Origin of the sequence: Paenibacillus sp. FSL R7-0128, assembly GCF_038002245.1 — a bacterium.
GTDB lineage: Bacteria > Bacillota > Bacilli > Paenibacillales > Paenibacillaceae > Paenibacillus_AQ > Paenibacillus_AQ silagei.
In genome coordinates, this window is the sequence record NZ_JBBOCD010000001.1 from 4155036 (window position 1) to 4176839 (window position 21804).

Consider the following 21804-nt stretch of genomic DNA (forward strand, 5'->3'; position numbering starts at 1 on the left):
TCCGCAGGGATTGGCGGCCTTTTTTTTGAAATCTAAGCATCCAAGCATTTACAAGACGCGAAGACGCGTTAAGCGACTAAAGCGAATGATGCGGTTGATTTCTCATCTCCGTTTTTCCCTTTCTCATGGTAGCAATTCATAGACAAGTTGTCATCATTAAAATGCACATTGCATGTAATTTATGAGTTAGGATATGAACAAAAATTCATAGTTCAAGTGATAATAATGCTAGACAGTTCGATTACAGGCTACCACTCAGCTTATCAGCGCTGCTGATTTGCAGTCGGGACATCGCCTCTTCCTTCTCCCGGCTCGTGATATGGGTATAGACTGTAGTTGTCTGAATGGAAGAGTGACCCAGCAGCTCCTGCACCGTCCGCAGATCCGCGCCCTTGCGCAGCAGCATAGTGGCGAACGAATGCCGCAGCTTATGGCTCGAATAGGCACGCTGCTGGGAAGAGGGCAGCTCACTCTGGAAGCGGCTGAAGGTATCCGCAGCAATGCCCTGAATTCCCCGGATCGACAATCTGCGGCCCTTCTGCGAGATGAACATGGCCTCTTCTTTGCTGCGCCAAGGGGCCAGCCGGTCCGCAATCGCCTGATCGAGATACGGGGCTACATCCTCCGGAACCGGTATGCCCCGCCATTTGCGCCCTTTGCCGAAGACCCGCAGAGTGCGTCGGTCTACATTATAATCACTCAGATTCAGCGTATGTACTTCCCCTACCCGCAGCCCCATATAGGACATAAGCAGGAAGACCGCCAGATTGCGGCTTCTGTACTTGCCGTCCACCGCTGAGAGGAACCGCTCCAGCTCTTTCTCCTCCAGATAGACCGGCTCACGGTTTTTGTCGGTCTTGGATTTCTTGATCCCTGCCGCCGGGTTAATAGATAACAGCTCCAGCTCGGACAGTGCCTTGAACAGACAGTTAACCGAGGCATGCTTGCGGTTACGGGTGGCATCGCTGACTCCCCGCTCACGGACCGAGGTCAGATAGGACACCACATGCAGCTTCTTAACCGTTCCCAGCTCCTTGCCGTTCAGATGGTCCAGGAATTCCCGCACATCCGCAAGGTAGGATTTCTGGGTATGTGCTGTATAACCGGCATCCTTCATCCAGATCAGGAAGGCCTCCAGCTCTTCTTCGTATGTTCGTTCCAGCTCATTCATGATCTGTCCCCCTCCCTCTTAAGTACAACTATTATATCATTCCTCCGCAGTAGCTTCCCTCCATCCGGCAGCATGCTTCTCTACCATTCTGAGGAATTCGCTGAGCGCAGGAGACTTCCATTTCTTGTTATGGTAAGCGATCTGGGTGGCCACCCGCTGCGACTGGTCATTCCAGTTCAGCCGGCCCAGCTTGCCTTCCGCAAGCTCGCGCTTCACCGTAATCTGCGGCAGAAAAGAGAGACCGAGTCCGGCCATCACGCACTGCTTGATCGCTTCAATGCTCCAGAACTCCAGATTCGGATCAGGAAAGACACCGTGGCTGTTCAGATGACGTTCAAACAAGGTGCGGTAGGTGCAGCCCGCTTCGGTATGCAGAATCGTTACGTTCTTCAGCTGATGCGGCTCCACTTCAGCAAGCTCCAGCAGCGGATGATCCAGCGGAGCCACCAGAGCCATAGCTTCATGAATCAGCGTCTCACAGTATATATCCTTATACTCTGTTTCCGGCTGCAGCAGGAAGGCCAGATCCAGCTCCCCGGAGCGGATGAATTCGGTCAGCTCCCAGCAGGCCCCCGGCTTCAGGGTAATCTGCACCTGCGGATAACGGCTGCGGAAATCCTTGATAATTCCGGGAAGCCGGAAGGCCGCCAGGGATTCCGGTGCGCCGATCCGCAGCGAACCGGCGATTTCGGTCTCAGACCGGAGGGCATTCTCAGCCATCGTGTGCATCTTGGAGATTTCCTGGGCATATGGCAGCAGGCGGCGGCCTGCATCGGTAAGCATAATCTTTTTGCTGATCCGGTCGAACAGGGGTTGCCCCAGCTCTGCTTCCAGAGCCTGAATCTGTGCGGTAATGCTGGACTGGGCATAATCCAGCTTCTGCGCAGCGCGGGTGAAGCTGCCGGTCTCTACCACAACGAGAAAGGTGAACAGATGCTTCGATTCCATAGCGAACCTTCCTTTGATCCATCGGTTTTTTGAATGGATGTTATTTGATAATTCCGTTTTTCCAATGGATCTATTATCTGATACTCTATAACTAAATACAAGGAAAGCGGGATTATACATATGAAGAAACACACCTCGTTACAACGTACCATCGGCATGCCTCAGGCCGTTGCCTTATACATCGGGGCTGTCCTCGGTTCGGGGGTATTAATTGTCCCCGGACTGGCAGCCGAGATGGCTGGCCCGGCTTCGCTGCTGGCCTGGGGCTTCATGACCCTGCTCATTCTTCCGCTTGCCTTATCCATGGGCCTGCTCTCTGCCAAGTTCCCTAACGCCGGGGGCGTCTCCCACTTCGTGACTCTAGCCTTCGGGCCGAAGGCCGGGGCCCTTGTCGGCTGGTTCTTCCTGCTGTCCGTTCCGATCGGCGCGCCAGTCGCCGCATTGACCGGTGCAGGATACATGACCGCAGCGATGGGCTGGGGCGATCCGGCCCGAATCGCCCTTGCCGCCGGGATGCTGGTCATTGGACTCCTTACGAACTGGATCGGCATGCAGGTCGCCGGTAAAGTGCAAATTGCTGTGGTGATCGCTATTGTTGCCGTACTGGTCTTCTCTTTTGCCGCTGCGCTTCCAAGGATGGAGCGTGCTCACTTCACTCCGTTTGCGCCGCATGGCTGGATGAGTGTCGGGCAGGCGGCGGCGATCCTCTTCTGGTGCTTCATCGGCTGGGAAGCAGTCTCGCATCTGTCGGAAGAGTTCAAGGAACCTGAGCGGGCTGCGGTTAAGGGTGTGACCCTCGCGGCCATCATTGTCGGTGTCCTGTATTTCCTCTCGGCACTTGCTACCGTAGGTACACAGAGCTATCTGCACGGCGGGGCAGATAGCTCCCTGCTATGGATCATCAGCCAGCCGCTGGGGGCATGGGGAGGCTTCATCGCCGGACTCACCGGTCTCTTCATCTGCACGGCGACGATCATTGCCTATGCAGGTGCGGCTTCACGCGTGGCTTATGCCTTGTCCCGGCAAAGTTATGCTCCGGGCTGGATGGGCCTTTTATCCAATCGTTATCAAACGCCTGTGGGGGCCATCGGCTTCCTGGCGCTCTGCTTCACCTTGATATTATCGCTCTACGGCAGCGGGGCGCTCTCGATAACCACACTGATCACCTTCCCCAACGCCACCTTCATTCTTACCTATATTGGGGGTTGTGCCGCCGGAATCCGCCTTCAGCGCGGCAGCCGTGCAGGCGTAACGATCAGCGTCATTTCCTTCGCCGCCACACTTGCCGTGTTCCCGTTCACAGGCTGGGCGATTCTCTACCCGCTGCTGATTACGGCGGCTTTTGCCGGGGTGGACTATTGGAGATCCGGGGCTAGGCGTGTGGGTGAGCGGTGAGGGGGACAAATCATCTGAGCGCTGCTTCCAGCCCGTGTACCTGGAAGCTTGCATATTGTGTTCGGTTTTTCGCCTACATTTGGTCCACGCGCCTCCGCACTGCCCATTGTGTTCGTAAAATTCCTCTACAACCGCAAACAGGCCACGCCATCCATAACAGGACAGGCGCGGCCTTTCTTTTATAAGCGTTGTAGTTAAGCAACTATTTGGTCCACTGAACCGGAATCCGCAGACGGAATTGCTGTATATCCTCTGGATAGGAGAAGTACCGGGCCCTAATCTCAAGCTGATCTGAAGGCTGCACGGGCGGAAAAATCAGTTTAAATGCCAGTTTGTCCCGGTTAATCCGAACCCGCTGTCCTGTTTGTGTGATCGGCTCACCTTTTCCTTGCAGTAAGGTTAGCTCAGTTAACTGGCTCATCACCTGACTGACCTCGTAATATACAACCGTCTGCTTTTCCTCATAATCAACTGCCGTAACCGTAACCGTTCCTCCCTCATTCCCCTTTAGTGTCAGCGGGAGCGAACCACTTAAGCGTTGACGATCTTCATGTGATTTAATCTGCGCATTTTCTAGTGTCTCATAGACGATCAGTGTCATATATTCCGGTTTGGGATTAAACGCTGTAAGCGGTGAGAAGTTGAAATAATAATACTCATCAGTAGCTCCATCTCCTCCTTTATTCATATACAAGGTTCCAATATCATCTTCAAGCATTACATTAAGCCAATCATGAGGATAACTTTTCATCAGAATAACTTGCGAAGTTAAAGGCCCCAATGTTAGCTTGTCTACAGTATATAGTGAGTTATCATACCTGAAATCCAAATTCTTGGGATAGACCGTTGTGCTTAGCGCGGCACTCTTCCCTCTATCCAGCATGACAGATACATCCCAGTTGCCCCTCGTCGTCCCTATGCAGTCGATACTCATATTCAGCCTAAGCTGATCCGGCAGATCCTTGTCCCCAAAGCTTAGACGGGTTGTACCTACGAAGGTATGATCTCCTGTAATCGTGAAATCATGGGTCGAGATTCTTTGCGGATCATGCCCTTCGAAATTAAGCTTATAGAAGACAGCCGCTTCCTTGCCGGTAATAGGCGCTGAGGATGACGGATAGGTTACCTCATAATTTAGCACCAATGAAATGCCATCGTAATATTCCTCTACCAGATTGAAGGTTATTCCTTTATCTGCAATAACCGCACCTGCCGGATTACTGAGATGCTTCTCTTCAATGGGCTTTAATTCTTCTCGACCCCCACCTTTGGCATACAGATAATCGAAGAACGGAATGACGCGCAGCGCCTCTGCAACCTGGGGCGAGATGAATCCGATCCCGGTAATGGATCCGGCTGTAACAGCCAGCGCAGCTGTGGCGCCGATGACCCACTTCCTGAACAGTGACGCCTGACGTCTATCCCTTCTATCTTGTGCTACTCCTCCGGTATGCAGCTGCCACAGTTGATCAAAATCAACAGAAGAAGGCATACTGTGTATGATGTGTTCTGCTTCCTTCTGTAAATGAGCGGATAATACTTCGGATTCAACATCCAGCCTGTCCTTAGCTATCGTCATTTAAGCCCCTCCTTCATCATCAGCACACCGGGGTCAAGTTCGCCGCATTCTCTCAGCTTGCGCAGTGCCGCATGAAGCCTGGATTTGCAGGTTCCCAGCGGAATACTTAATACCTCTGCGGTTTCGGGAAGCGATAATCCGGCATAATAGTGCAGGGAGATCACTTCGCGCAGCTTCGCGGATAGATGGGTGACCGCCTGCCATAATTCCAGCTGATTCTCACTATGCAGAGCGATGCTCTCGGCGGAGTGCTCTTTTCCCTCTATAGGAACGCCCGCCAGCAGTTGTATCCAGGTCTTCCTGCGTAACAGATTACGGGACGTATTGACGGCAATCCGGTACAGCCAAGGCCGAAGCGGCCTGGAGGGATCATATAAATGATATTTTGCAAAGGCACGCAGAAAAGTCTCCTGGGTAATATCATCGGCCAGCACCCGCTGCTTGGTCATCATAAGGGCAATGCCATAAATATAAGCGGAGTGTGCTTCAAACATGTCCTTGGCCTGTTGTTCTGTGATGGGATAATCCTTCAACGCTCGCTCCCCCTTTCTCTACTTGGTATACGCTTTGACCCGGGCGATCCGTTCGCTTTACGTTTCAGAAACTTGTCAGGCGGTTATGGATGAGGAGAGCATGACCTAATCTGCTAGAAGAAGGAGACTGTAACCTATGTCTGATCATAAAAGAGTTATTCTTGAACCTGCAGCTCAGAAATTCGCCGATGATAATGCCAAGCCTCCTTTCCTGCCCGATCTGGGTCCGGAAAAAGGCCGCGAAACGGTCAACACCGTCCAAGCTGGCGATATCGAAAAACCTGAGGCAGATCTTCAGGATCTGACCGTAACCGGCGGCCCCGGTGGTGAAGTGAAGGTCCGCATTGTCCGTCCGGTAGGCACCTCCGGTACTTCCTTGCCGGTCATTCTCTACATTCATGGAGCAGGCTGGGTATTCGGCAACAGTCACACGCATGACCGGCTCATCCGCGAGCTGACTGTGGGTACGGGCGCCGCAGTGGTATTCCCGGAATACAGCCTGTCCCCGGAAGCCAAATATCCTACGGCCATTGAAGAAATCTACGCAGTCCTGGAATGGATTGCTAGTGAAGGCTCCACGTACGGACTGGATGCATCCAGGCTGAGTGTCGCCGGGGACAGTGTCGGCGGTAACATGACTGCTGCCATCACCCTGATGGCCAAAGAACGCAGTGGTCCGGCCATCTCTAAGCAATTGCTTTTCTATCCGGTTACAGATGCTTCCTTCGATACCGAATCGTATCATCAGTTCGCAGAAGGATATTTCCTCCAGCGCGAAGGCATGAAATGGTTCTGGGATCAATATACCACCGATCCTGAGGAGCGGGCACAGATTACGGCCTCTCCGCTACGGGCCAGTCTGGACCAGCTTAGCGGTCTGCCGGAAGCCTTGATTATCACAGGTGAAGCCGATGTGCTTCGTGATGAAGGGGAGGCCTATGCGAATAAGCTTCGCGAAGCAGGCGTTCCCGTTACGGCAGTGCGCTTCCAGGGCATTATCCACGATTTCGTGATGCTGAACGCGCTGGCAGACACTAAGGCTAACCAAGGAGCTTTGCTGCTGGCAACGGCATGGTTGAAGGACTAAGTCACTAGAATATAACTATGTAAAAATAAAGCAAGCCCGTACCGGAGAATTCCAGTGCGGGCTTGCTTACATATATGAGGTTGCCGGATATGAGGTTGCCGGAACCGGCAGCAGTGCGGTTTAGACTACCTGCTTCGAAGCAACCTGCGGTCCGTCTATTTCCGCTGGGAATAGAACTCCGCTGCTTTGATCAGCATATCCTTCAGTGATCCGAAGGAAGTCGTCTTCGCTACATGCTCATCGAGCTGATTCGACGGGAGCGATTTTATCTCCTCTGCTGATCCGGCAGAGAATCCTCCTTTTTGCAGCAGATCCTTCAAGGACTCGAAGGGAGTGAACTTTTGCAAAAAAGAACTCGATAGCAGTTGCTCCAGCGGCAGCTTCTGCAGAAGTTGCTCGACAGGCAGCTTGTTTAGCGGTAATTTCTGCAGCAGCTCGTAGGCACGGCCTTCTTTGAGGGAACCGACTACTCCTTGTATTTTATCGCCTAATCCTCCAATGTTAAATCCCATAAGGTCAACCTCCTGAAAATCTGTAGTTGATCCTTATTACCCCGAATTCAGATCAGCGAATTATACAAGTTAACATAATGTTGATTATGTTACTCAACAGCACTTCTCAACCTCACCTGCCCGAACGCAGAAACTCCCCGATCCTCCTGGCGGCTTCCAGCAGACGTTCTTCCTCCTCTACCAGTGCAATTCGCACATACCCTTCCCCCTGGCTGCCAAAAGCATCTCCCGGAATAACAGCTACTCCGGTTCTCAGCAGTAGGTCATGCGCGAAGCGGCGCGAGCTTCCGGCTTCACCCATACTCCCATAGGCATCCGGCAGCCTTGCCCAAATAAACATAGTAGCTTCCGGCGAGGGGACTCCCCACCCTTCAAGATGCAGCGCTTCTACCACAAGGTTCCGCCGCCGCTCATACAGTGCAGCCACTCCTTGGTCCGGCCCGGAGTCCATCGCCTGCTCCAGCGCCACAACCGCAGCTTCTTGAATCGGCTCGAAGACACCGTAATCGACATTGCTTTTCAGCTCCCGCAGCGCCCCGACGGCCTGCGCATTGCCCGTCATGAAGCCGATGCGGCATCCGGCCATGTTGAAGCTTTTGGAGAAGGAATGAAATTCAACGGCGATATCCCGCGCCCCCGGTACCTGGAGGATGCTGATCGGCCGGTAACCATCGAAGCCCATCTCTGAATACGCCAGATCATGCACGACCAGCACCTCCCACTTACGGGCAAGCTCCACGAGCCGCTCCATATAAGCCAGATCCACAGTAACCGAAATCGGATTGCCGGGAAAACTGAGCAGGATAAAGGATGCTTCGCGCCATACCTCATCAGGAATACTCTCCAGATCCGGCCGGAACGCATTCTCCTCTAGGAGCGGCAGCGGCCAAGACCTAACCCCCGCTATTGCGAGCGCTCCTGAATAAATGGGATAACCGGGGTCCGGCACAATCGCCAGATCACCGGGATTGCAGATGGCCAGGGCCAGATGCGCCAGCCCGTCCTGCGAACCCATCAGGGACACCATTTCCTCCTCCGGGTCTACCTCCGCGCCGAAACGCCACTGCATCCATCTCGCCGCCTGATTGCGGAACGCCGCACTTCCCTTGGACGACGGATAGGCATAGCTATTCTCCCGAAGCACCGCATCACTTAACGTCTGACGAATCTCAGGAAGAGGAGCCCGGTCCGGACTGCCAATTCCAAGATCGATGATGTCCAGTCCCGATTGCCAGGCTTCTGACTTCCATGCCGCCACCTCGGCAAAGATCGATGATCCCAGATTAGACAGTTTGTCTGATCTCCATTTATGCTGCTTGCTGCTATGAATCAATGGACTCCCTCCAGCGTATGTTTTTCAATGCCGTTTCCACTTGATAGTATAGCACGGGTTCCACACTCCGAAGAGGAGAAAGAACAGATGAACTTTTTGGATGGGTATCAATCCTATTATTAATATATTATTCCAGCAAAAACATTCAATTTAAGGTGACAACTAGTTCGAGAAGTCATATAAAAGTCCATTAGAAGTGAAACAGCGTATAATTTATGTTATACGCTGTTTTTTCGATGTTATTATGCGCCTTCATCGCTATCTTTTTTAATTCCCGCCAGCAATCATATGTAGGAACTCTTTTATGATGACATCAATCTCCTTGCCGTTCGTATTCAGCTTTTGTGTATTCATTTCTTTGTAATTCTCTAACCTGTTAATGCTATTTTCAATTTCACTCTCGCTCCTCTCATCCTGACGCATACGCTTTATCAATTCTTCCTCAGAGCACATTAACGTAACTTTTATTAGCTCATATTCATTTCCTTTTAAGCCTGCAAGAATTTCATCGAATATGCTTTCCTTATGAATCACCCAAGAGAAGAAGACATACTTGAACATGGAATTCTCAAGGTACTGATTGAGCATATAATGGATGTTATTCATTACCATCGTTTTGTTCTCTTCGGTAACCTCCCAGGGGTTCATTAACCAGCACCAATCTCCATCAAGCCATACGGAATGTTCTAATTCTTTATACAGCTTACTGACAATCGTACTTTTTCCGACTCCCATGGTTCCATTTACGATTACAAGCTTTTTCATAATGCCCTCCTTCGAATAATTGACCAGCAGCTCCTAAATAGCAAAAATGCCCTGCATGGATTAGTCCAAGGCAAGGCATTTCCTATTAGTCTATGAAGATTGGGAGAACTGGGTTAATCCGCGTTCGGTTAGTTCTTTCTGCCGCCGCGTTAACTCTTCCAAATTGTACAGTCTTTCGGACATGTACTCAACATGCTGAAGCAAGGATGCGAATCCCAGTATGAAGATGCTTGAGACTGCGCCGCTAACCCAGAATGTTACCATGAATCCCCAGGAAAATGTCTTATCATCAAATGAAAATTCCGGCTCCGGTGCAAAAATATTACCTGCTACGATCCCCCCAATGAAGGCTGCTGCAATAGTTATGTAGGCTACCCATTTCAATGCTTTTACCACTACGTTTCCTCCAAGCTCTATAGTATAAAACCACTTTACCAGATTCATACAATAGAGTAAACAAACAATTCATTAGATTCCTTTATGCCGCAATAAAAATGCATCTCCGTCGAATCGCTACCGGCTCCCGGGCATAGGATAGAGTATTACAGACGAAAGTGGGAATTCACATGTCCAAGAATAAGCGCGGTAAAGCACTTTACACTACCCCCTCCCGGGCCAGGGGCACCTGTCCGATCTGCGGGAGCACCCGGATTAAGCTTTTGTATTTCGGCAAAGGCCCGGAGGGTGAGAAGCTGACGGTCTGCAAAAAATGTGACGGCAAGCAGCAGCAAGCGGTCTGAACTACGGCTTAAGCGCTAACCGCATCACGCACAAAAAAACGGCCTGCTTCCCCCTTCAGGAGAGCAACCGTTTCTTTGTGCCTACTCAAACCCCGATTTTACCCACAGCTTGGAGATATCCAAAAATCCGAAGGAGCCGGGCTCCAGTCCGAACAGATTCTGACTTAATTGCGCTTTTTTATTCATATGACAGCCATACAGTACCCAATCGTTATCACGCAGCTTGCCTTCGGCCAGCTCCAGTATCTCTGCCCTCTCCCCGGCGGCCAGCCGGGCGAAAGGCTTCAGCACCTCTGTGAGCTCAGATTTCTGGCTGTCAAGCAGCAGGTGATGCAGATAATTCGACTCATTGCGAAAATAATTAATCATCCCCCACTGCCAGTCATCCTCCAGTACTTCTTCGCAGATCACAAGATCCGCTTGGTTCACCAAGTCCGGCAGATCATATTCCCCTAAAGGATACAGCTCAAGCTGTAATCCAATTTTCCTGCTGCGCTCCTGTAGCCAAATCGCCTCATCCTGATCCTCTTTACAGGCCCGGTAGGCCAACTTCACTGACTCTCCTCTGTATCCGCCTTCCTCAAGCAGCGCCCGCGCTTCCTCCAGTTGCGGCTCAGCGAACTCATACTTGCTGCTCTGCCAGGGAAGGAAGCTGTCTGCCGGCATAATCCGGTTGCCTCCCAGCTCACGAATCAGGGCAAGCTGATTATAGAGGATACGCATGGCCTGCCGGACTGCAGGATGATGGTGTACGCCTTCTTTTCTAAAATTAAACAGAATGTATCTGCACCCGACAGCCGGATAATCGATATTATGACTCCTCCCGTCCTCCGCTGCCGGCAAGCTGTTCAGGCTGGTACTGGCACCCGTCAGCTGATATTGTCGTACCCCCGAGGCCAAATGCGGCAGGTACCAGATCTCGACCCGGTCCAGCAAAGGGCGTATTCCATAGTAGAAATCGTAGGCACCGAGTACAAGCACATCCTGACTCAGATCCACTACCTGATAAGGCCCCGTGCCGACCGGATGCACAGCGAAATCCACATCGTATGGAACAATCGACATATAGATCGAGCTGAACAGATGCAGGAAAAAGAAATTAGGCTGCACCAGATCGAACCGTATAACGTAGTCCCCCTCCAGCTCCACATGAATGATATCCTCAAAATGACAGATCGCCGGACTTCTAAGTCCGATCAGACGCTGTAGGGTTTCTTTTACATCCCTTGAAGTCATCATGCGGCCGTGGTGGAATCGCACCCCCTTGCGCAGATAGAACAGGTAGCTTGTACTGCTCTCGTTAGCCTCCCAAGTGTGGGCCAGCCCCGGCAGGAAAACCTCGTTCTGTGCATCATAGGTAATCAGGGTACTGCAAATGTGTCCCAGCAAATAAGTCTCAAAAGCGGTGTATACGGTGGCCGGGTCCAGCTTCTCCATCGCACGGTTACGGGAGATTCGCAGCACCTCCTGCCCGGATATGGAGCCGGGTTCTCTCCAAAAGCCCATTTGCTTATCGAGAACCGCCAGCAGGCGTTCTTTGAGCGGCTCGTTAACCGGGTATTGACCAATCAATTCGATAGCAGGCTTAATCCGGCCTTTGCTGACCAGCTCTTGAAATCTCTCCTCCAGTACCTCATCTACATGACGTAAAAAAGTCATCTGTGAGCGATTTCCTCTCCCTCTTCCGGGTATCCAGGCAATCAGCTGCTGCTCCTCCAGCTTCCGCAGAATAAACTTCACATTGCGCGGTGTGCAGCACAGGATACCGGTCAACTGCTCAATCGTCACCGGAATCGGCTGCTGGAGGTTATATGCCGGAGCCAGGGCTGCGGTCAAACAAAGATAATGTGTACTGCTGGTATCCATGTTCTCAAGCTCCTTTTAAAAGGTGAAAAGTGATATGTAATTCTTACACTTTTATTTCCCCCTTTGTTCTATACAATTATACATAATCATTCGCTAAGAAGCATGCTTCAAATTCAAACCATTGACTAGGAGACAGGGATTCAAATGAAACAACATCTGCGCCACATTCACCCGCTGGCCTGGACCATCATCATCGGCACGATGTTCGGCCGGCTGGTTACTTCAATGAGCATTCCTTTTCTCTCGATCTATCTCACGCAGGTGCTTGGAGCTTCCGCTACCCAAACCGGGTTCACGGTGGCCGTCAGCTCGCTGGCAGGGGTAATGATCAGCTTCTACGGCGGTTATATCTCGGATGTGATCGGGCGCCGGATCGTCATGCTGGTCTCCGTGTTCGGCTGGGCCTGTGTATTCTTCGGCTTCGCCGCAGCACAGCATTTATGGGTGTTTTTCTTGGTGAACACGCTCAACGGACTGTGCCGCGCCGTATTTGAACCAACTTCACGGGCATTATTGTCAGATATCACCCCGCCGGAGCAAAAGCTGCTGGTCTTCAATCTGAGGTATGCCGCGGTGAATCTGGGTGTGGTCTTCGGCCCGATTATCGGCCTCCAGCTCGGCTCCGCCAAGTCCACCTTCCCGTTCGTGATCGCAGGGATCGTCTATATCGCCTATGGACTTGTTCTGTTCCTGCAATTCTCGGTGCACCGTGCCAGTCTGCCTGTTCATGGAGAAGTGCGGACGCCGAAGCTGCTCGATGCGCTCGCGGTCACCGGAAGGGATAAGGTATTTTTGCCTGTTCTGCTGGGAACCATCTTCTGCGTCCTCGGGTATGGCCACTTTAGCTCTACACTGGCGCAATTTCTGGCGATGAACACCCATTTCAGCAATGGCAGCCAAGTCTTCTCTTACATGCTGTCGCTTAATGCAGTCACGGTGCTGGTCGTACAGTATCCCATCGTGCGTACAGCCAGCAAGTTCGCGCCGATTATCCCGCTCATTCTGGGCAATGTCTGCGTAGCCCTTAGTCTGCTGCTGTTCGGGATGCCCGGGGGGGTGCCCCTGCTGATGTTCAGCGTGGTCCTGTTCACGGTCGGGGAGGTTCTGCTCTTCACGATGATGGATATGCTGATCGACCGGATTGCTAAGCCGGAGTGGAAAGGCACTTATTTCGGCACGATCGGCTTCAATAATCTGGGCAGCGTTATGGCACCTATTCTCGGAGGACTGCTGCTGGATCAGTTCGGCGCTCTGAATGGGCCCGCTGTATTCGTACCGCTTGCGCTGACCACGGCGCTCGGCCTTCCTTTCCTGATTACCGCGCATAAAAGACTCCGCATCCGCGAGCTTGCTGAAGTAAGTGCGCAGCGTAAGCTTGGTGCTTGAGCTATTTGAGACGAAAATAAACCCCAGACCTGCGTAAAGCGGATTTGGGGTTTATTAATATATACTTATCATTGTTTTTAACTCTTGTGATCGTTAATAAGTTAACATAATAATTATTATGTCGTAAATAATAATTATACTGCAACTAAACGCCGCTGCACTAGCCCAATGTGGTCGGTTTTCCGACTACATTCCGCCTACGAACCCTCCCAGTGCCCAATGTAATCGGTTTTCCGATTACATTCCGCCTACGAACCATCCCAGTGCCCAATGTAATCGGTTTTCCGATTACATTCCGCCTACGAACCATCCCAGTGCCCAATGTAATCGGTTTTCCGATTACATTCCGCCTACGGGACCCTCCCAGTGCCTAATGTAATCGGTTTTCCGATTACATTCCCGCTCCGCAGCTCTATAAAACTACCCCATCCCGCTTCAGCTGCTCCTGCAGCTGAAGGATATCGAGCGCCTGCGGCTTCACCCCTGCGGCCGCCGCGAGCGCCGCAGCTGTTCCGGCCGCCTGGCCCGTGGCCATGCAGCTTGGCGTTAGCCGGGTCGTGGCCAGCGCTTCGTGCGAGGTCGAGATGCATCTGCCTGCGGCCAGCAGATTGGACACATTGGCGGATACCAGACAGCCGTATGGAATATCGTACGCGCCGTCTCCGGCGATGAAGGAGGCCGTTACCCCCTTGCCGGACGGATCGTGAATGTCGATCGGGTAGCCGCTGCGGGCAATGACATCACTGAACTTGCGGCCTTCTATGACATCTTCTTTGATTAGCAGGTAATGCCCTTTAATCCGCCGCGATTCGCGGATGCCGATTTGCGGCGCAACCGCTGAGATCGAGGCCCGTTCGAAACCTGGAACATCGCGCTTCAGAAACTCGGCCATGAGCAGCACCTGCTTGCGGCCCTCCTGCTCCGCCAAGGTCAGATCCTCTGCATTCGTTGCATCCAGCCCCTGGACGCGGGTGCAGTTAATCAACACCTCATCGTCTGCCGGACCGGCAAAGAACAACACCTGGTCACGGTTGATCGGCACCTCGCCCCGCTTCCATTGCGAGTAGAATCCGCTTACCCCGGTCAATGGCAGGTCCGGCAGCTCGGCAATCGGCGTTTTGCTGTAGAACTCTTCGGGATGGCTGATCATATACGATTTGACCTTGTGCAAATCAACGCCGCGCATTCTGAATTTCATCGTCATCGGCTGGGAGCGGTTATCCCCCTCCCGGCCTTGCAGCGTTTCGGCCCCGGACAGCTTGGCTACGTCGGCATCTCCGCTGCAATCCACGAAGATGCGCCCTTTGATAGGCGTACGCCCGGATTTATTAGTCACCACCACATGTTCAATCACGCCGTCATTCACCATTACCTCATCCACAAAGCTGTGCAGCAGCAGCTTCACCCCAGCTTCGCGCAGCATATCTGTAGCTACCACTTGATAAATCTCAGGATGGTATGGCGTCAACGTATGCACGAAGCCTACCGTATCACGCAGGTGGCCCGGCGAACCGCCGTTTGCTTGCAGCCGGTCTACGATTTCCTGAGCGATGCCCTTGATCACCTGCTCGCCGCTATCGGTATGAAAGGTCATCCACGGATAGACCATAGCAGCGGTAGACATCCCGCCCACGAATCCGTAACGTTCAACGAGCACCGTCTGCGCCCCCAGCCGTCCGGCAGCAATGGCCGCCGTGATTCCTGCCGGGCCGCCCCCCACGATAACGACATCTGCCTCTATTGCAGGATTCATTTCATCCACTCCTTTTCGGTATGTGCTATTCCTTCAGCCCCGTCATAGCTACGCCCTCGATGAACCGCTTCTGCGCCAGGAAGAAGACGATCAGCAGCGGCACGGTTGCCATGACGGTGGCACTCATCAGATAATGCCAGGAAGTGCCCACTTCATCTGTAAACAACGATAATCCCAGCGGCAAGGTCATCAGCTCACGCGTATTAATGAAAATAAGCGGGTCGAAGAACTCATTCCAGATGGACACGAACGTGAAGATCGTCAGTGTGGCCATGCCCGGACGGGCAATCGGCAGCATAATTGTCCAGTAAATGCGGAACCGGCTGCAGCCGTCGATCATCGCCGCCTCCTCAAGCTCCGTGGGTACAGTAATGAAGAATTGCCGCATCACGAAGATTCCGAACACGCCGCTTGCGCCGAAGATCGGCAGCAGAATCAGCGGCAGATGCGTGTCAATCCAGCCCAGGTCGCGCATGAACAGGAACATCGGGATCGCCGTCACTTCATGCGGGATCATCATGGCGCTGAGCAGCACCAGAAACACAGCATTTCTGCCTGTGAAGGGAATTTTGGCAAAAGCATAACCGGCCAGCGAAGCGAAAAACACCGTTCCCGCCACGACGACAAACGAGATATAGACACTGTTAAAATAGAAGCGGTGAAACGGGATCAGTGTAAAGACATCCACATAATTCTGAAACTGGAATACCGGCGGAATCAGCTGCGGCGGGTAGGTGAAAATATCCTGCGGCCGTTTGAAGGAGGTGGACAGCATCCACAGAAACGGAACAAGCATAATCAGCGATACCGCCGTTAATGCAGCATACACTCCTGCTACAGACAGCCTTTTGCTGGTGTTAGGCGTCGCCTTCATTGAATACCCACCTCTTTCGCAGCTGCCACTGCAGCAGAGTCAAGATCAACACGACAAAGAACAACACAAATGCGAGCGCCGAAGCGTAGCCCATCTGGAACAGCTTGAACGCTTTTTCCCAGATGTAATAGACCAGCACCTTGGTGCTGTTACTCGGTCCGCCCTGGGTCATGACATAGATCTGGCCGAACACCTTCAGCGAGCCGATTACGGTCATCACTACAGTCAGAAATACGGTGGGCGTAATCATAGGCAGGGTCACGTTGAAAAAGGTTTTGGTCTTGCCCGCCCCGTCCAGCTCAGCCGCCTCATATAACGAACGCGATACCTGCTGGATCGCAGCGATAAATAACACCATATTTAGGCCCACGTTCTTCAGTACACTTGTCACAATAACGGCTGGCATCGCCAGTCTCTCATCATACAGCCAGGCGGCTCCTTTAATGTTGAACAACATCAGCAGCTGATTGATCAGCCCGGAATCGGTGGCGAACATATACTTCCAGACGATGGACCATACAATCAGCGAAGTCATCACGGGAACGAAGATCGCGGTGCGGAAGATACCAATGCCCTTTAGGCTTCGGGATAACAGCAGCGCCAGCATCAGAGCCAGCACAATGTTAAACGGCACCAGACCCAGCGTGAAATAAGCCGTGTTGCCGAAGACCTTCCAGAACAGCGGGTCCACCGCAATATCCTTGTAATTATCCAGACCGACAAACCGGTGCCCGCCAAGCAGCGGCCAGTCATTTAAGCTCATATAGAGCGCTTTCCCCATTGGAAATAACAATAATAACGTGAACCCGAGCAGCATTGGCGATATAAAAAGCCATCCGGTCACCTGTGCCTCGCGGGCAAGCGGACCCTTGTTTCGTCTCTTGACCTTTCTGTTCATGCCGGAATCCACCGCCCCCCTAGCTCAATTTGTCTATTGCACCACGGAACGAGCTAACCGCACGCCGCAGCTCCTCCTCTGTCTTGCCCGTCACCACCGCACCTAACATGATCGCTTTCACTCCGGCACGTTGCAAGGATGGTACATCTCCTGTAAGCAGCTTACGCTGGGAAGGTACCAGCACAGGAAGACCGGAATGGTCGGCCAGATACCGGTATTTCAGCAGATCTGCGAAGCTAAGACCCGTACCGTATTCGCTGCCAGGCACAATTGAAGCTTCAAGCGCCGTGATCCCGAATTGCGCCCCTGCCTGAACCTGACTAAGATCATAGGTGTCATTAATGGCAAAGGTCCGGTCCAAGCTGTGATCCTCCAGCATGAAGGAAGGCAGATGATGGGCATAGATCGAATAGAAATCGAAACCGAGCGGAGCAAGCCGCCTAATCTCTTCTTCCGCCACACCTTCTAAGCTGCCTGAAGGAACTACCCCCAAGGGACCGTCAAAGGTAGAGCGGATCTCGCTAAAAATGTCTTCATAGCTGTCAAGCGCACCGAAATGCGTACCGCTGGCCCGGTGGCCGACATTAAAATGAACCTTCAATGCATCCGCGCCTTCCTCAAGCGCTGCCTTTGCCAGTCTTACATCATTGGCAGGAAGGCTGATGATCAAGGACAAGCCGCTTAGCTCCAATCTTTGCTTCAATTTACCCATTGTATTTCGCTCCCCATTTCGGGCGGTCCGTCAAGCCGGACGCTGCGCTCTGCTGAACGCCGGTTGACGGCCCCTTGCCCGGAGTCTTATTTCAAAATAGCCTCGACATCGCTCTGCATCTTCGCCATATTGTCCTTGGCGGACGCGGACCTGCCGAACAGGCGGTCAAAGCCTTGCAGCACCGCATTGTCGATATCCTGCCAGCGGATGTGGCCTGGAATGATGCGCGCCTTCGGCATTTCATCGATAACCGCTTGCACGATGTGCTCAGCTGGCGGGTTGTTCGGCTGATTCAGGAACGCATCAGAATTGAGCACTGATGTGCGCGGAGGTACGAAATAGGTGGATGTCGCCTCAATGCCTGACTGGCTGGCGAACAGCTTGAGCAGCTTTTTGGCTTCCTCCGGATGCTTGCTGTCCTTGAACAGCGTATAACCTGCTTGGCCCAGCATCGGAACACTGCCTGCGGAGCCGGACGGCATCGGAGCAATGCTCCATTCAAACCCTTTAATGTCACGCGCTTTCGAGACATAGCTGTAGTTGTCGAAGAACATGCCCAGATTCCCTGCGTCGAAGCTGATCTGCTCGCCTGCTTTCGGATGGGATTCATCCTCATACATCATCCGCTCCAGCAGCTCCATGGTCTCCACGCCGTACTGGTCATTCCAGGTGAACGCAGTCAGATCCTCATTGAACGGGCCGCTTCCATAAGACCACGCGTACGAAGATAGAATCGCCCAGGTCTTCCAGTCACGGAAGAAGTTCGCGCCATATACCCGGCCCCCAGCGTCTTTGACAGCAATTGCTTTGGCCGATTCCTCAAAGGTCTTCCAGGTCCATTTCCCTTCGGAGGCCAGCGTATTCGGGTCTGTCAGGTTCGCCTTGTCGAACAATGTCTTGTTGTAGAACATGACCACCGGCGGTGTTGAGAACGGCAGGCCCAGCAATTGATCCCCGTCCCGGAACAAGTCTAGTGTGCTCGGAATATAATCGTCCAGGTTAAAGGAAGCATCGTCTTTGAAGGAGGAGACATCCGCCAGAATCCCGTTAGCCTTGAACTGCGGGATCATCCGCTCCGAGACCCAGGCGATATCCGGAAGGGATTTCCCTGCGGCCAGCACCGATATTTTCTGCTGATAATCCGTGAATGGCACCGAATCCATAGTCACCTTAATACCCGGATTGTCTGCTTCGAATTGGCTGATCAGCTTGTTGTACACATCCATATGCCCTTGATTGCCCCACATCAAGAACTTTAACTCCACATCTTCCTGTTTCCCGGGACTCTCGGCATTTCCGCTTGCTGCGGGCTTGGCACAACCTGCCGTTAAACCCAGCAGCATGGCTGAAAGAAGCATTGCTCCTGCTTTTTTCATGAATATCCCCCTTTGATATGTTAGTTTTAATGACTCTTTTAGTATAAAGGAGACGTATTCGGTGTAGAAATCATCCAAAATACAGGAATGGTTCGTTATATTTATGTTTTACGTTAGAATAACTAACATTTCATTCATGACTATTAAATTGATTGCGGTATTCTCCACCCGTCATCCCCGTCTGCTGCTTAAATACCAGCATGAAATGCTTCGGGCTTTGATGGCCGGATAGGCGGGCGACATCATAAATTTTGAGCTGGGTATGGCTGAGCAGCCACTTCGCACGTTCCATCCGGGAATCGGTTACATAGTCTGAATAATTGCAGCCCGCCTCCCCCTTGAACAGCTGGCTCAGATACGTAGCGTTCAGATTGACATGGGAAGCTACCGTCTGCAGGCGCAGATCACCGTCAATATGCAGTCTGATATATTCCTTAACATCCCGTATGATCTTGCGTGTATCTCCTCCGCTCTCCACCCGCAGCGGGCCTGTCGTCTGTTCCGGGGAAGTGATGCCATGACGTTTATCGAGCAGCAGCCGTGCTTTTTCCATCACGCTAACTAGCTCATGACGTTCAACCGGTTTTAACAGGTAATGAAGAACTCCGTATTCTATGGCTTTTTGAGCATATTCAAATTCGCCGTATCCGCTCACAATAATGACCAGCAGCCCGGGATACATCGACTTCACCTTTTCGGCCAGCGCCAGTCCGTCCATTTCCTTCATGCGGATATCGGTAATCATCACATCCGGCAGCTCGGACTTTAAGTACAGGAGCGCCTCCCGTCCGCCCGGCATTTCAGCCGTCACCTCGAAAAAGGGCGCCGACCGGCTAATCAGCTCGCGCATCCCTTGTCTAATCACGATTTCGTCCTCTACGAGCAGCACTTTATACATCCTCTTCTCCCCCTGATTCCGGTATCGTTATCGTAATGGTCACGGCCAGCCCTTGCCCCGGACTTCCGTCAACCGTGAGGCTCCCGCCTTCCCCGTACAGCAGCTTGATCCGCTGGCCGATATTGCGCAGCCCCAGACTCTCCTCCTCGCTGCGCCGGAGCGAATCCATGGAAGGAGATTGTTCGATCTCCCGGTTCAGCGCCGTGAGTTCCTCCTCCTCCAGTCCGTTCCCGTCATCGCGGACCGTAATCAATAGCTCGTTGTCAAAACGCAGCGCTGACACCCAGATCGTCCCTTCTTCGCGCCCGGCGATCCCGTGATCGATGGCATTCTCCACCAGCGGCTGAATGGTGAGCTTCGGAATGCGTAAATACTGTACATCCTCTTCAATCTCGTTATGCACCGTCAGCTTACCGCCGAAACGAATCTGCTGGATACGGACATAGGAGTCCACGAACGCGATCTCCTCTCCCAGCGACACGAGCCGGCCGGCCTTGTCAATCGTATAGCGAAGCAGCTTGCCCAGTGCGGATACCATATCGGATACCTCATCATGCCTGCGCTGGACGGCCATCATATTGATCGATTCCAGCGTATTATAGATAAAATGCGGGTTGATCTGACTCTGCAGGGCAGACAGCTCAGCCTCCTTTTCCCGGAGTCCAATCACGAGTACCTCATGAAACAGGCGGTTGATTTCCTCCATCATCTTATTAAATCCCCGCCCGAGCTGCCCGAATTCATCTCCCGCCAGCGGACTGACCCGCATGTTGAAATCCCCCCGCTCCACCCTGGACATATTGCTCTTGAGCTCAACCAGAGGGAGGGTGATCCGGTACGACACCGCATAAGCGAGCAGCAGCACCGTCACCAGGCAAAAGAGGGCAAGCCATAACGTAAAAATCATCATCGCGCGCGATTCCTTCAGCATCACTCCAATGGGAGTCAGGCCGATGACGGTTAAGCCCGAATACGGGGACTTATGGCTGACAAACAAATAATCTGTGCCTCCCAGCCTCTCCCGCTCCCCGCCATGCAGCTCCTTAATCCGCCCGGAGCCCATAAGCTCGCCGTAGGCCGACTGCCCGTTATCCGGCTTTTGCTCATACAGCAAGCGCTGGTCTCCGTCAATGATCATCAGGTTCGTAGACTCTTCAATCTTCAGCTTAGAGAAGACGGAGCCGAAGGCTGACTGCTTAGCGTCAATGAGTATGTAGCCCAGACGCTTCAGCGTTCTGGGTTCCTTGATCACCCTGGCTACCGAAATATAAGATGAGGGGTCGGTTCCGGCATAATAAGACGGATGATGCGGAGGAAGAAGGATCCATTCGCCGTCTGACCGCTTGAGGGCGCTGAACCATTCGTCATGCCTGCCATCCCATGAGGTGTTGACCGCCAGCGGCTCCACGTTGGAGAACAGGGTTCCGCTGTTGCTCAGCAGGTGAATGCCCCGGATTTCCGGGCGATCGTAGGCCTGCGCAGAGGTATAGAGCTTCATTTTCTGATAATCATCAGACAGCGCCCATGTGCCTGAGCCCATAGGACCATCGTATTTAGCCAGAATAGATAACACCTGCTCGTCATACAGAGGCATCAGCGACAACCGCTCCAGATCCTTCAGCAGCCTGTCCAGATTGGCGTTGGCCTGTCCGGCGACATCCACCGTATATTGCTTTGTTTTCTCGTTTAAGGTGGAGGAGAAATGACGGTACGTCACCATCCCCTGCACACTTAACGGCAGCAGCGTCAGCATGGTGAACAGGAGCAGCAGTCTGGTACGCATTTTACTTCTTCTCAACTGTAGGATCAGCCCCCGCAGCATCTCAAGCCCTCCTTTTGTTAAGTAAGCTGACATCAAAACCTCTTTACAGTTTATCGTATAATGTTCTGTAATTGAATTCTATCCTCTTATGTTTGGAAAAGGTACGGTTCAACAAAGTCAATAAACCCCAAACCTGCTGAAAAGCAAGGTCTGGGG

The 21804-nt window shown here is 52.5% G+C and carries 20 protein-coding genes; 4 read left to right on the forward strand and 16 right to left on the reverse strand.

Annotated features, from left to right (window positions below; genetic code table 11):
* Window positions 1–241: 241 nt before the first annotated feature.
* Together NST26_RS17130 and NST26_RS17135 are read right to left on the reverse strand one after the other, a co-directional pair.
* Window positions 242–1171 carry a tyrosine-type recombinase/integrase gene (locus tag NST26_RS17130; RefSeq protein ID WP_340979521.1) on the reverse strand — a complete coding sequence of 310 codons (930 nt, stop codon included), beginning with the start codon at window positions 1169–1171 and terminating at the stop codon, window positions 242–244.
* 36 nt (window positions 1172–1207) lie between these two features.
* Window positions 1208–2119, reverse strand: a complete 912-nt coding sequence (locus NST26_RS17135) for a LysR family transcriptional regulator (protein WP_036726540.1) — start codon at window positions 2117–2119, stop codon at window positions 1208–1210.
* Window positions 2120–2239: 120 nt separating this feature from the next.
* Here NST26_RS17135 and NST26_RS17140 point away from each other — a divergent pair, with 120 nt between their 5' ends.
* Window positions 2240–3514 (forward strand): APC family permease, encoded by a 1275-nt coding sequence (locus tag NST26_RS17140; RefSeq protein WP_340979522.1) that lies wholly within the window; start codon window positions 2240–2242, stop codon window positions 3512–3514.
* A gap of 202 nt (window positions 3515–3716) precedes the next feature.
* Here NST26_RS17140 and NST26_RS17145 read toward each other — a convergent pair whose 3' ends face one another.
* Together NST26_RS17145 and NST26_RS17150 are read right to left on the reverse strand one after the other, a co-directional pair.
* The gene (locus NST26_RS17145) at window positions 3717–5093 is read right to left on the reverse strand and encodes a DUF4179 domain-containing protein (RefSeq protein WP_340979523.1); all 1377 of its coding nucleotides are present in this window, start codon (window positions 5091–5093) and stop codon (window positions 3717–3719) included.
* On the reverse strand, window positions 5090–5626 hold the full coding sequence (locus tag NST26_RS17150; protein ID WP_340979524.1) for an RNA polymerase sigma factor: 537 nt from the start codon (window positions 5624–5626) through the stop codon (window positions 5090–5092). The genes NST26_RS17145 and NST26_RS17150 overlap by 4 nt, the downstream gene beginning before the upstream one ends.
* Before the next feature lie 136 nt (window positions 5627–5762).
* Between NST26_RS17150 and NST26_RS17155 the strand changes: the two genes are divergently transcribed.
* Window positions 5763–6713: an alpha/beta hydrolase gene (locus NST26_RS17155; RefSeq protein ID WP_340979525.1), complete on the forward strand. Its 951-nt coding sequence runs from the start codon at window positions 5763–5765 to the stop codon at window positions 6711–6713.
* A gap of 155 nt (window positions 6714–6868) precedes the next feature.
* On the opposite strand, the gene NST26_RS17160 is transcribed toward NST26_RS17155, so the two are convergent.
* The 4 genes from NST26_RS17160 to NST26_RS17175 all read right to left on the reverse strand — a co-directional run bounded on the left by NST26_RS17160 (window position 6869) and on the right by NST26_RS17175 (window position 9719).
* The gene (locus NST26_RS17160; protein ID WP_340979526.1) at window positions 6869–7225 is read right to left on the reverse strand and encodes a hypothetical protein; all 357 of its coding nucleotides are present in this window, start codon (window positions 7223–7225) and stop codon (window positions 6869–6871) included.
* A gap of 112 nt (window positions 7226–7337) precedes the next feature.
* Window positions 7338–8558 (reverse strand): aminotransferase class I/II-fold pyridoxal phosphate-dependent enzyme, encoded by a 1221-nt coding sequence (locus tag NST26_RS17165; RefSeq protein WP_340979527.1) that lies wholly within the window; start codon window positions 8556–8558, stop codon window positions 7338–7340.
* A gap of 267 nt (window positions 8559–8825) precedes the next feature.
* Window positions 8826–9323, reverse strand: a complete 498-nt coding sequence (locus tag NST26_RS17170; RefSeq protein WP_209873797.1) for an AAA family ATPase — start codon at window positions 9321–9323, stop codon at window positions 8826–8828.
* A gap of 90 nt (window positions 9324–9413) precedes the next feature.
* The gene (locus NST26_RS17175) at window positions 9414–9719 is read right to left on the reverse strand and encodes a hypothetical protein (RefSeq protein ID WP_340979528.1); all 306 of its coding nucleotides are present in this window, start codon (window positions 9717–9719) and stop codon (window positions 9414–9416) included.
* Between the two features lie 170 nt (window positions 9720–9889).
* On the opposite strand from NST26_RS17175, the gene NST26_RS17180 reads away from it, so the two are divergent.
* The gene (locus NST26_RS17180; protein ID WP_200869554.1) at window positions 9890–10063 is read left to right on the forward strand and encodes a hypothetical protein; all 174 of its coding nucleotides are present in this window, start codon (window positions 9890–9892) and stop codon (window positions 10061–10063) included.
* A gap of 81 nt (window positions 10064–10144) precedes the next feature.
* Here the strand turns inward: NST26_RS17180 and NST26_RS17185 are convergent, their stop codons facing one another.
* Window positions 10145–11929, reverse strand: a complete 1785-nt coding sequence (locus NST26_RS17185) for an ABC transporter substrate-binding protein (RefSeq protein ID WP_340979529.1) — start codon at window positions 11927–11929, stop codon at window positions 10145–10147.
* 144 nt (window positions 11930–12073) lie between these two features.
* On the opposite strand from NST26_RS17185, the gene NST26_RS17190 reads away from it, so the two are divergent.
* A complete protein-coding gene (locus NST26_RS17190; protein ID WP_209873789.1) occupies window positions 12074–13315 on the forward strand; it encodes an MDR family MFS transporter in 1242 nt (413 codons plus the stop codon).
* Window positions 13316–13727: 412 nt separating this feature from the next.
* Here the strand turns inward: NST26_RS17190 and NST26_RS17195 are convergent, their stop codons facing one another.
* The 7 genes from NST26_RS17195 to NST26_RS17225 form a co-directional block, all read right to left on the reverse strand.
* A complete protein-coding gene (locus NST26_RS17195) occupies window positions 13728–15077 on the reverse strand; it encodes an FAD-dependent oxidoreductase (protein ID WP_340979530.1) in 1350 nt (449 codons plus the stop codon).
* 16 nt (window positions 15078–15093) lie between these two features.
* A complete protein-coding gene (locus NST26_RS17200) occupies window positions 15094–15942 on the reverse strand; it encodes a carbohydrate ABC transporter permease (RefSeq protein ID WP_209873783.1) in 849 nt (282 codons plus the stop codon).
* Complete coding sequence (locus NST26_RS17205) at window positions 15926–16840, reverse strand: carbohydrate ABC transporter permease (RefSeq protein ID WP_036726527.1); 915 nt, start codon at window positions 16838–16840, stop codon at window positions 15926–15928. The genes NST26_RS17200 and NST26_RS17205 overlap by 17 nt, the downstream gene beginning before the upstream one ends.
* 19 nt (window positions 16841–16859) lie before the next feature.
* Window positions 16860–17552: a hypothetical protein gene (locus NST26_RS17210; protein WP_340952440.1), complete on the reverse strand. Its 693-nt coding sequence runs from the start codon at window positions 17550–17552 to the stop codon at window positions 16860–16862.
* An 86-nt stretch (window positions 17553–17638) separates the two neighbouring features.
* Window positions 17639–18928 (reverse strand): ABC transporter substrate-binding protein, encoded by a 1290-nt coding sequence (locus NST26_RS17215; RefSeq protein ID WP_340952439.1) that lies wholly within the window; start codon window positions 18926–18928, stop codon window positions 17639–17641.
* A gap of 130 nt (window positions 18929–19058) precedes the next feature.
* The gene (locus NST26_RS17220) at window positions 19059–19826 is read right to left on the reverse strand and encodes a response regulator transcription factor (RefSeq protein ID WP_340952438.1); all 768 of its coding nucleotides are present in this window, start codon (window positions 19824–19826) and stop codon (window positions 19059–19061) included.
* Window positions 19819–21681: a cache domain-containing sensor histidine kinase gene (locus tag NST26_RS17225; protein ID WP_340952435.1), complete on the reverse strand. Its 1863-nt coding sequence runs from the start codon at window positions 21679–21681 to the stop codon at window positions 19819–19821. The genes NST26_RS17220 and NST26_RS17225 overlap by 8 nt, the downstream gene beginning before the upstream one ends.
* Window positions 21682–21804: the final 123 nt, after the last annotated feature.

What these genes read in the sequence shown, in the direction of transcription:
- NST26_RS17220 (WP_340952438.1), bottom strand. Translation starts at nt 19,826, where the DNA reads ATGTATAAAGTGCTGCTCGTAGAGGACGAAATCGTGATTAGACAAGGG.
- NST26_RS17155 (WP_340979525.1), top strand. Translation starts at nt 5,763, where the DNA reads ATGTCTGATCATAAAAGAGTTATTCTTGAACCTGCAGCTCAGAAATTC.
- NST26_RS17160 (WP_340979526.1), bottom strand. Translation starts at nt 7,225, where the DNA reads ATGGGATTTAACATTGGAGGATTAGGCGATAAAATACAAGGAGTAGTC.
- NST26_RS17180 (WP_200869554.1), top strand. Translation starts at nt 9,890, where the DNA reads ATGTCCAAGAATAAGCGCGGTAAAGCACTTTACACTACCCCCTCCCGG.
- NST26_RS17170 (WP_209873797.1), bottom strand. Translation starts at nt 9,323, where the DNA reads ATGAAAAAGCTTGTAATCGTAAATGGAACCATGGGAGTCGGAAAAAGT.
- NST26_RS17225 (WP_340952435.1), bottom strand. Translation starts at nt 21,681, where the DNA reads ATGTCAGCTTACTTAACAAAAGGAGGGCTTGAGATGCTGCGGGGGCTG.
- NST26_RS17140 (WP_340979522.1), top strand. Translation starts at nt 2,240, where the DNA reads ATGAAGAAACACACCTCGTTACAACGTACCATCGGCATGCCTCAGGCC.
- NST26_RS17185 (WP_340979529.1), bottom strand. Translation starts at nt 11,929, where the DNA reads ATGGATACCAGCAGTACACATTATCTTTGTTTGACCGCAGCCCTGGCT.
- NST26_RS17205 (WP_036726527.1), bottom strand. Translation starts at nt 16,840, where the DNA reads ATGAACAGAAAGGTCAAGAGACGAAACAAGGGTCCGCTTGCCCGCGAG.
- NST26_RS17190 (WP_209873789.1), top strand. Translation starts at nt 12,074, where the DNA reads ATGAAACAACATCTGCGCCACATTCACCCGCTGGCCTGGACCATCATC.
- NST26_RS17200 (WP_209873783.1), bottom strand. Translation starts at nt 15,942, where the DNA reads ATGAAGGCGACGCCTAACACCAGCAAAAGGCTGTCTGTAGCAGGAGTG.
- NST26_RS17135 (WP_036726540.1), bottom strand. Translation starts at nt 2,119, where the DNA reads ATGGAATCGAAGCATCTGTTCACCTTTCTCGTTGTGGTAGAGACCGGC.
- NST26_RS17145 (WP_340979523.1), bottom strand. Translation starts at nt 5,093, where the DNA reads ATGACGATAGCTAAGGACAGGCTGGATGTTGAATCCGAAGTATTATCC.
- NST26_RS17210 (WP_340952440.1), bottom strand. Translation starts at nt 17,552, where the DNA reads ATGGGTAAATTGAAGCAAAGATTGGAGCTAAGCGGCTTGTCCTTGATC.
- NST26_RS17130 (WP_340979521.1), bottom strand. Translation starts at nt 1,171, where the DNA reads ATGAATGAGCTGGAACGAACATACGAAGAAGAGCTGGAGGCCTTCCTG.
- NST26_RS17215 (WP_340952439.1), bottom strand. Translation starts at nt 18,928, where the DNA reads ATGAAAAAAGCAGGAGCAATGCTTCTTTCAGCCATGCTGCTGGGTTTA.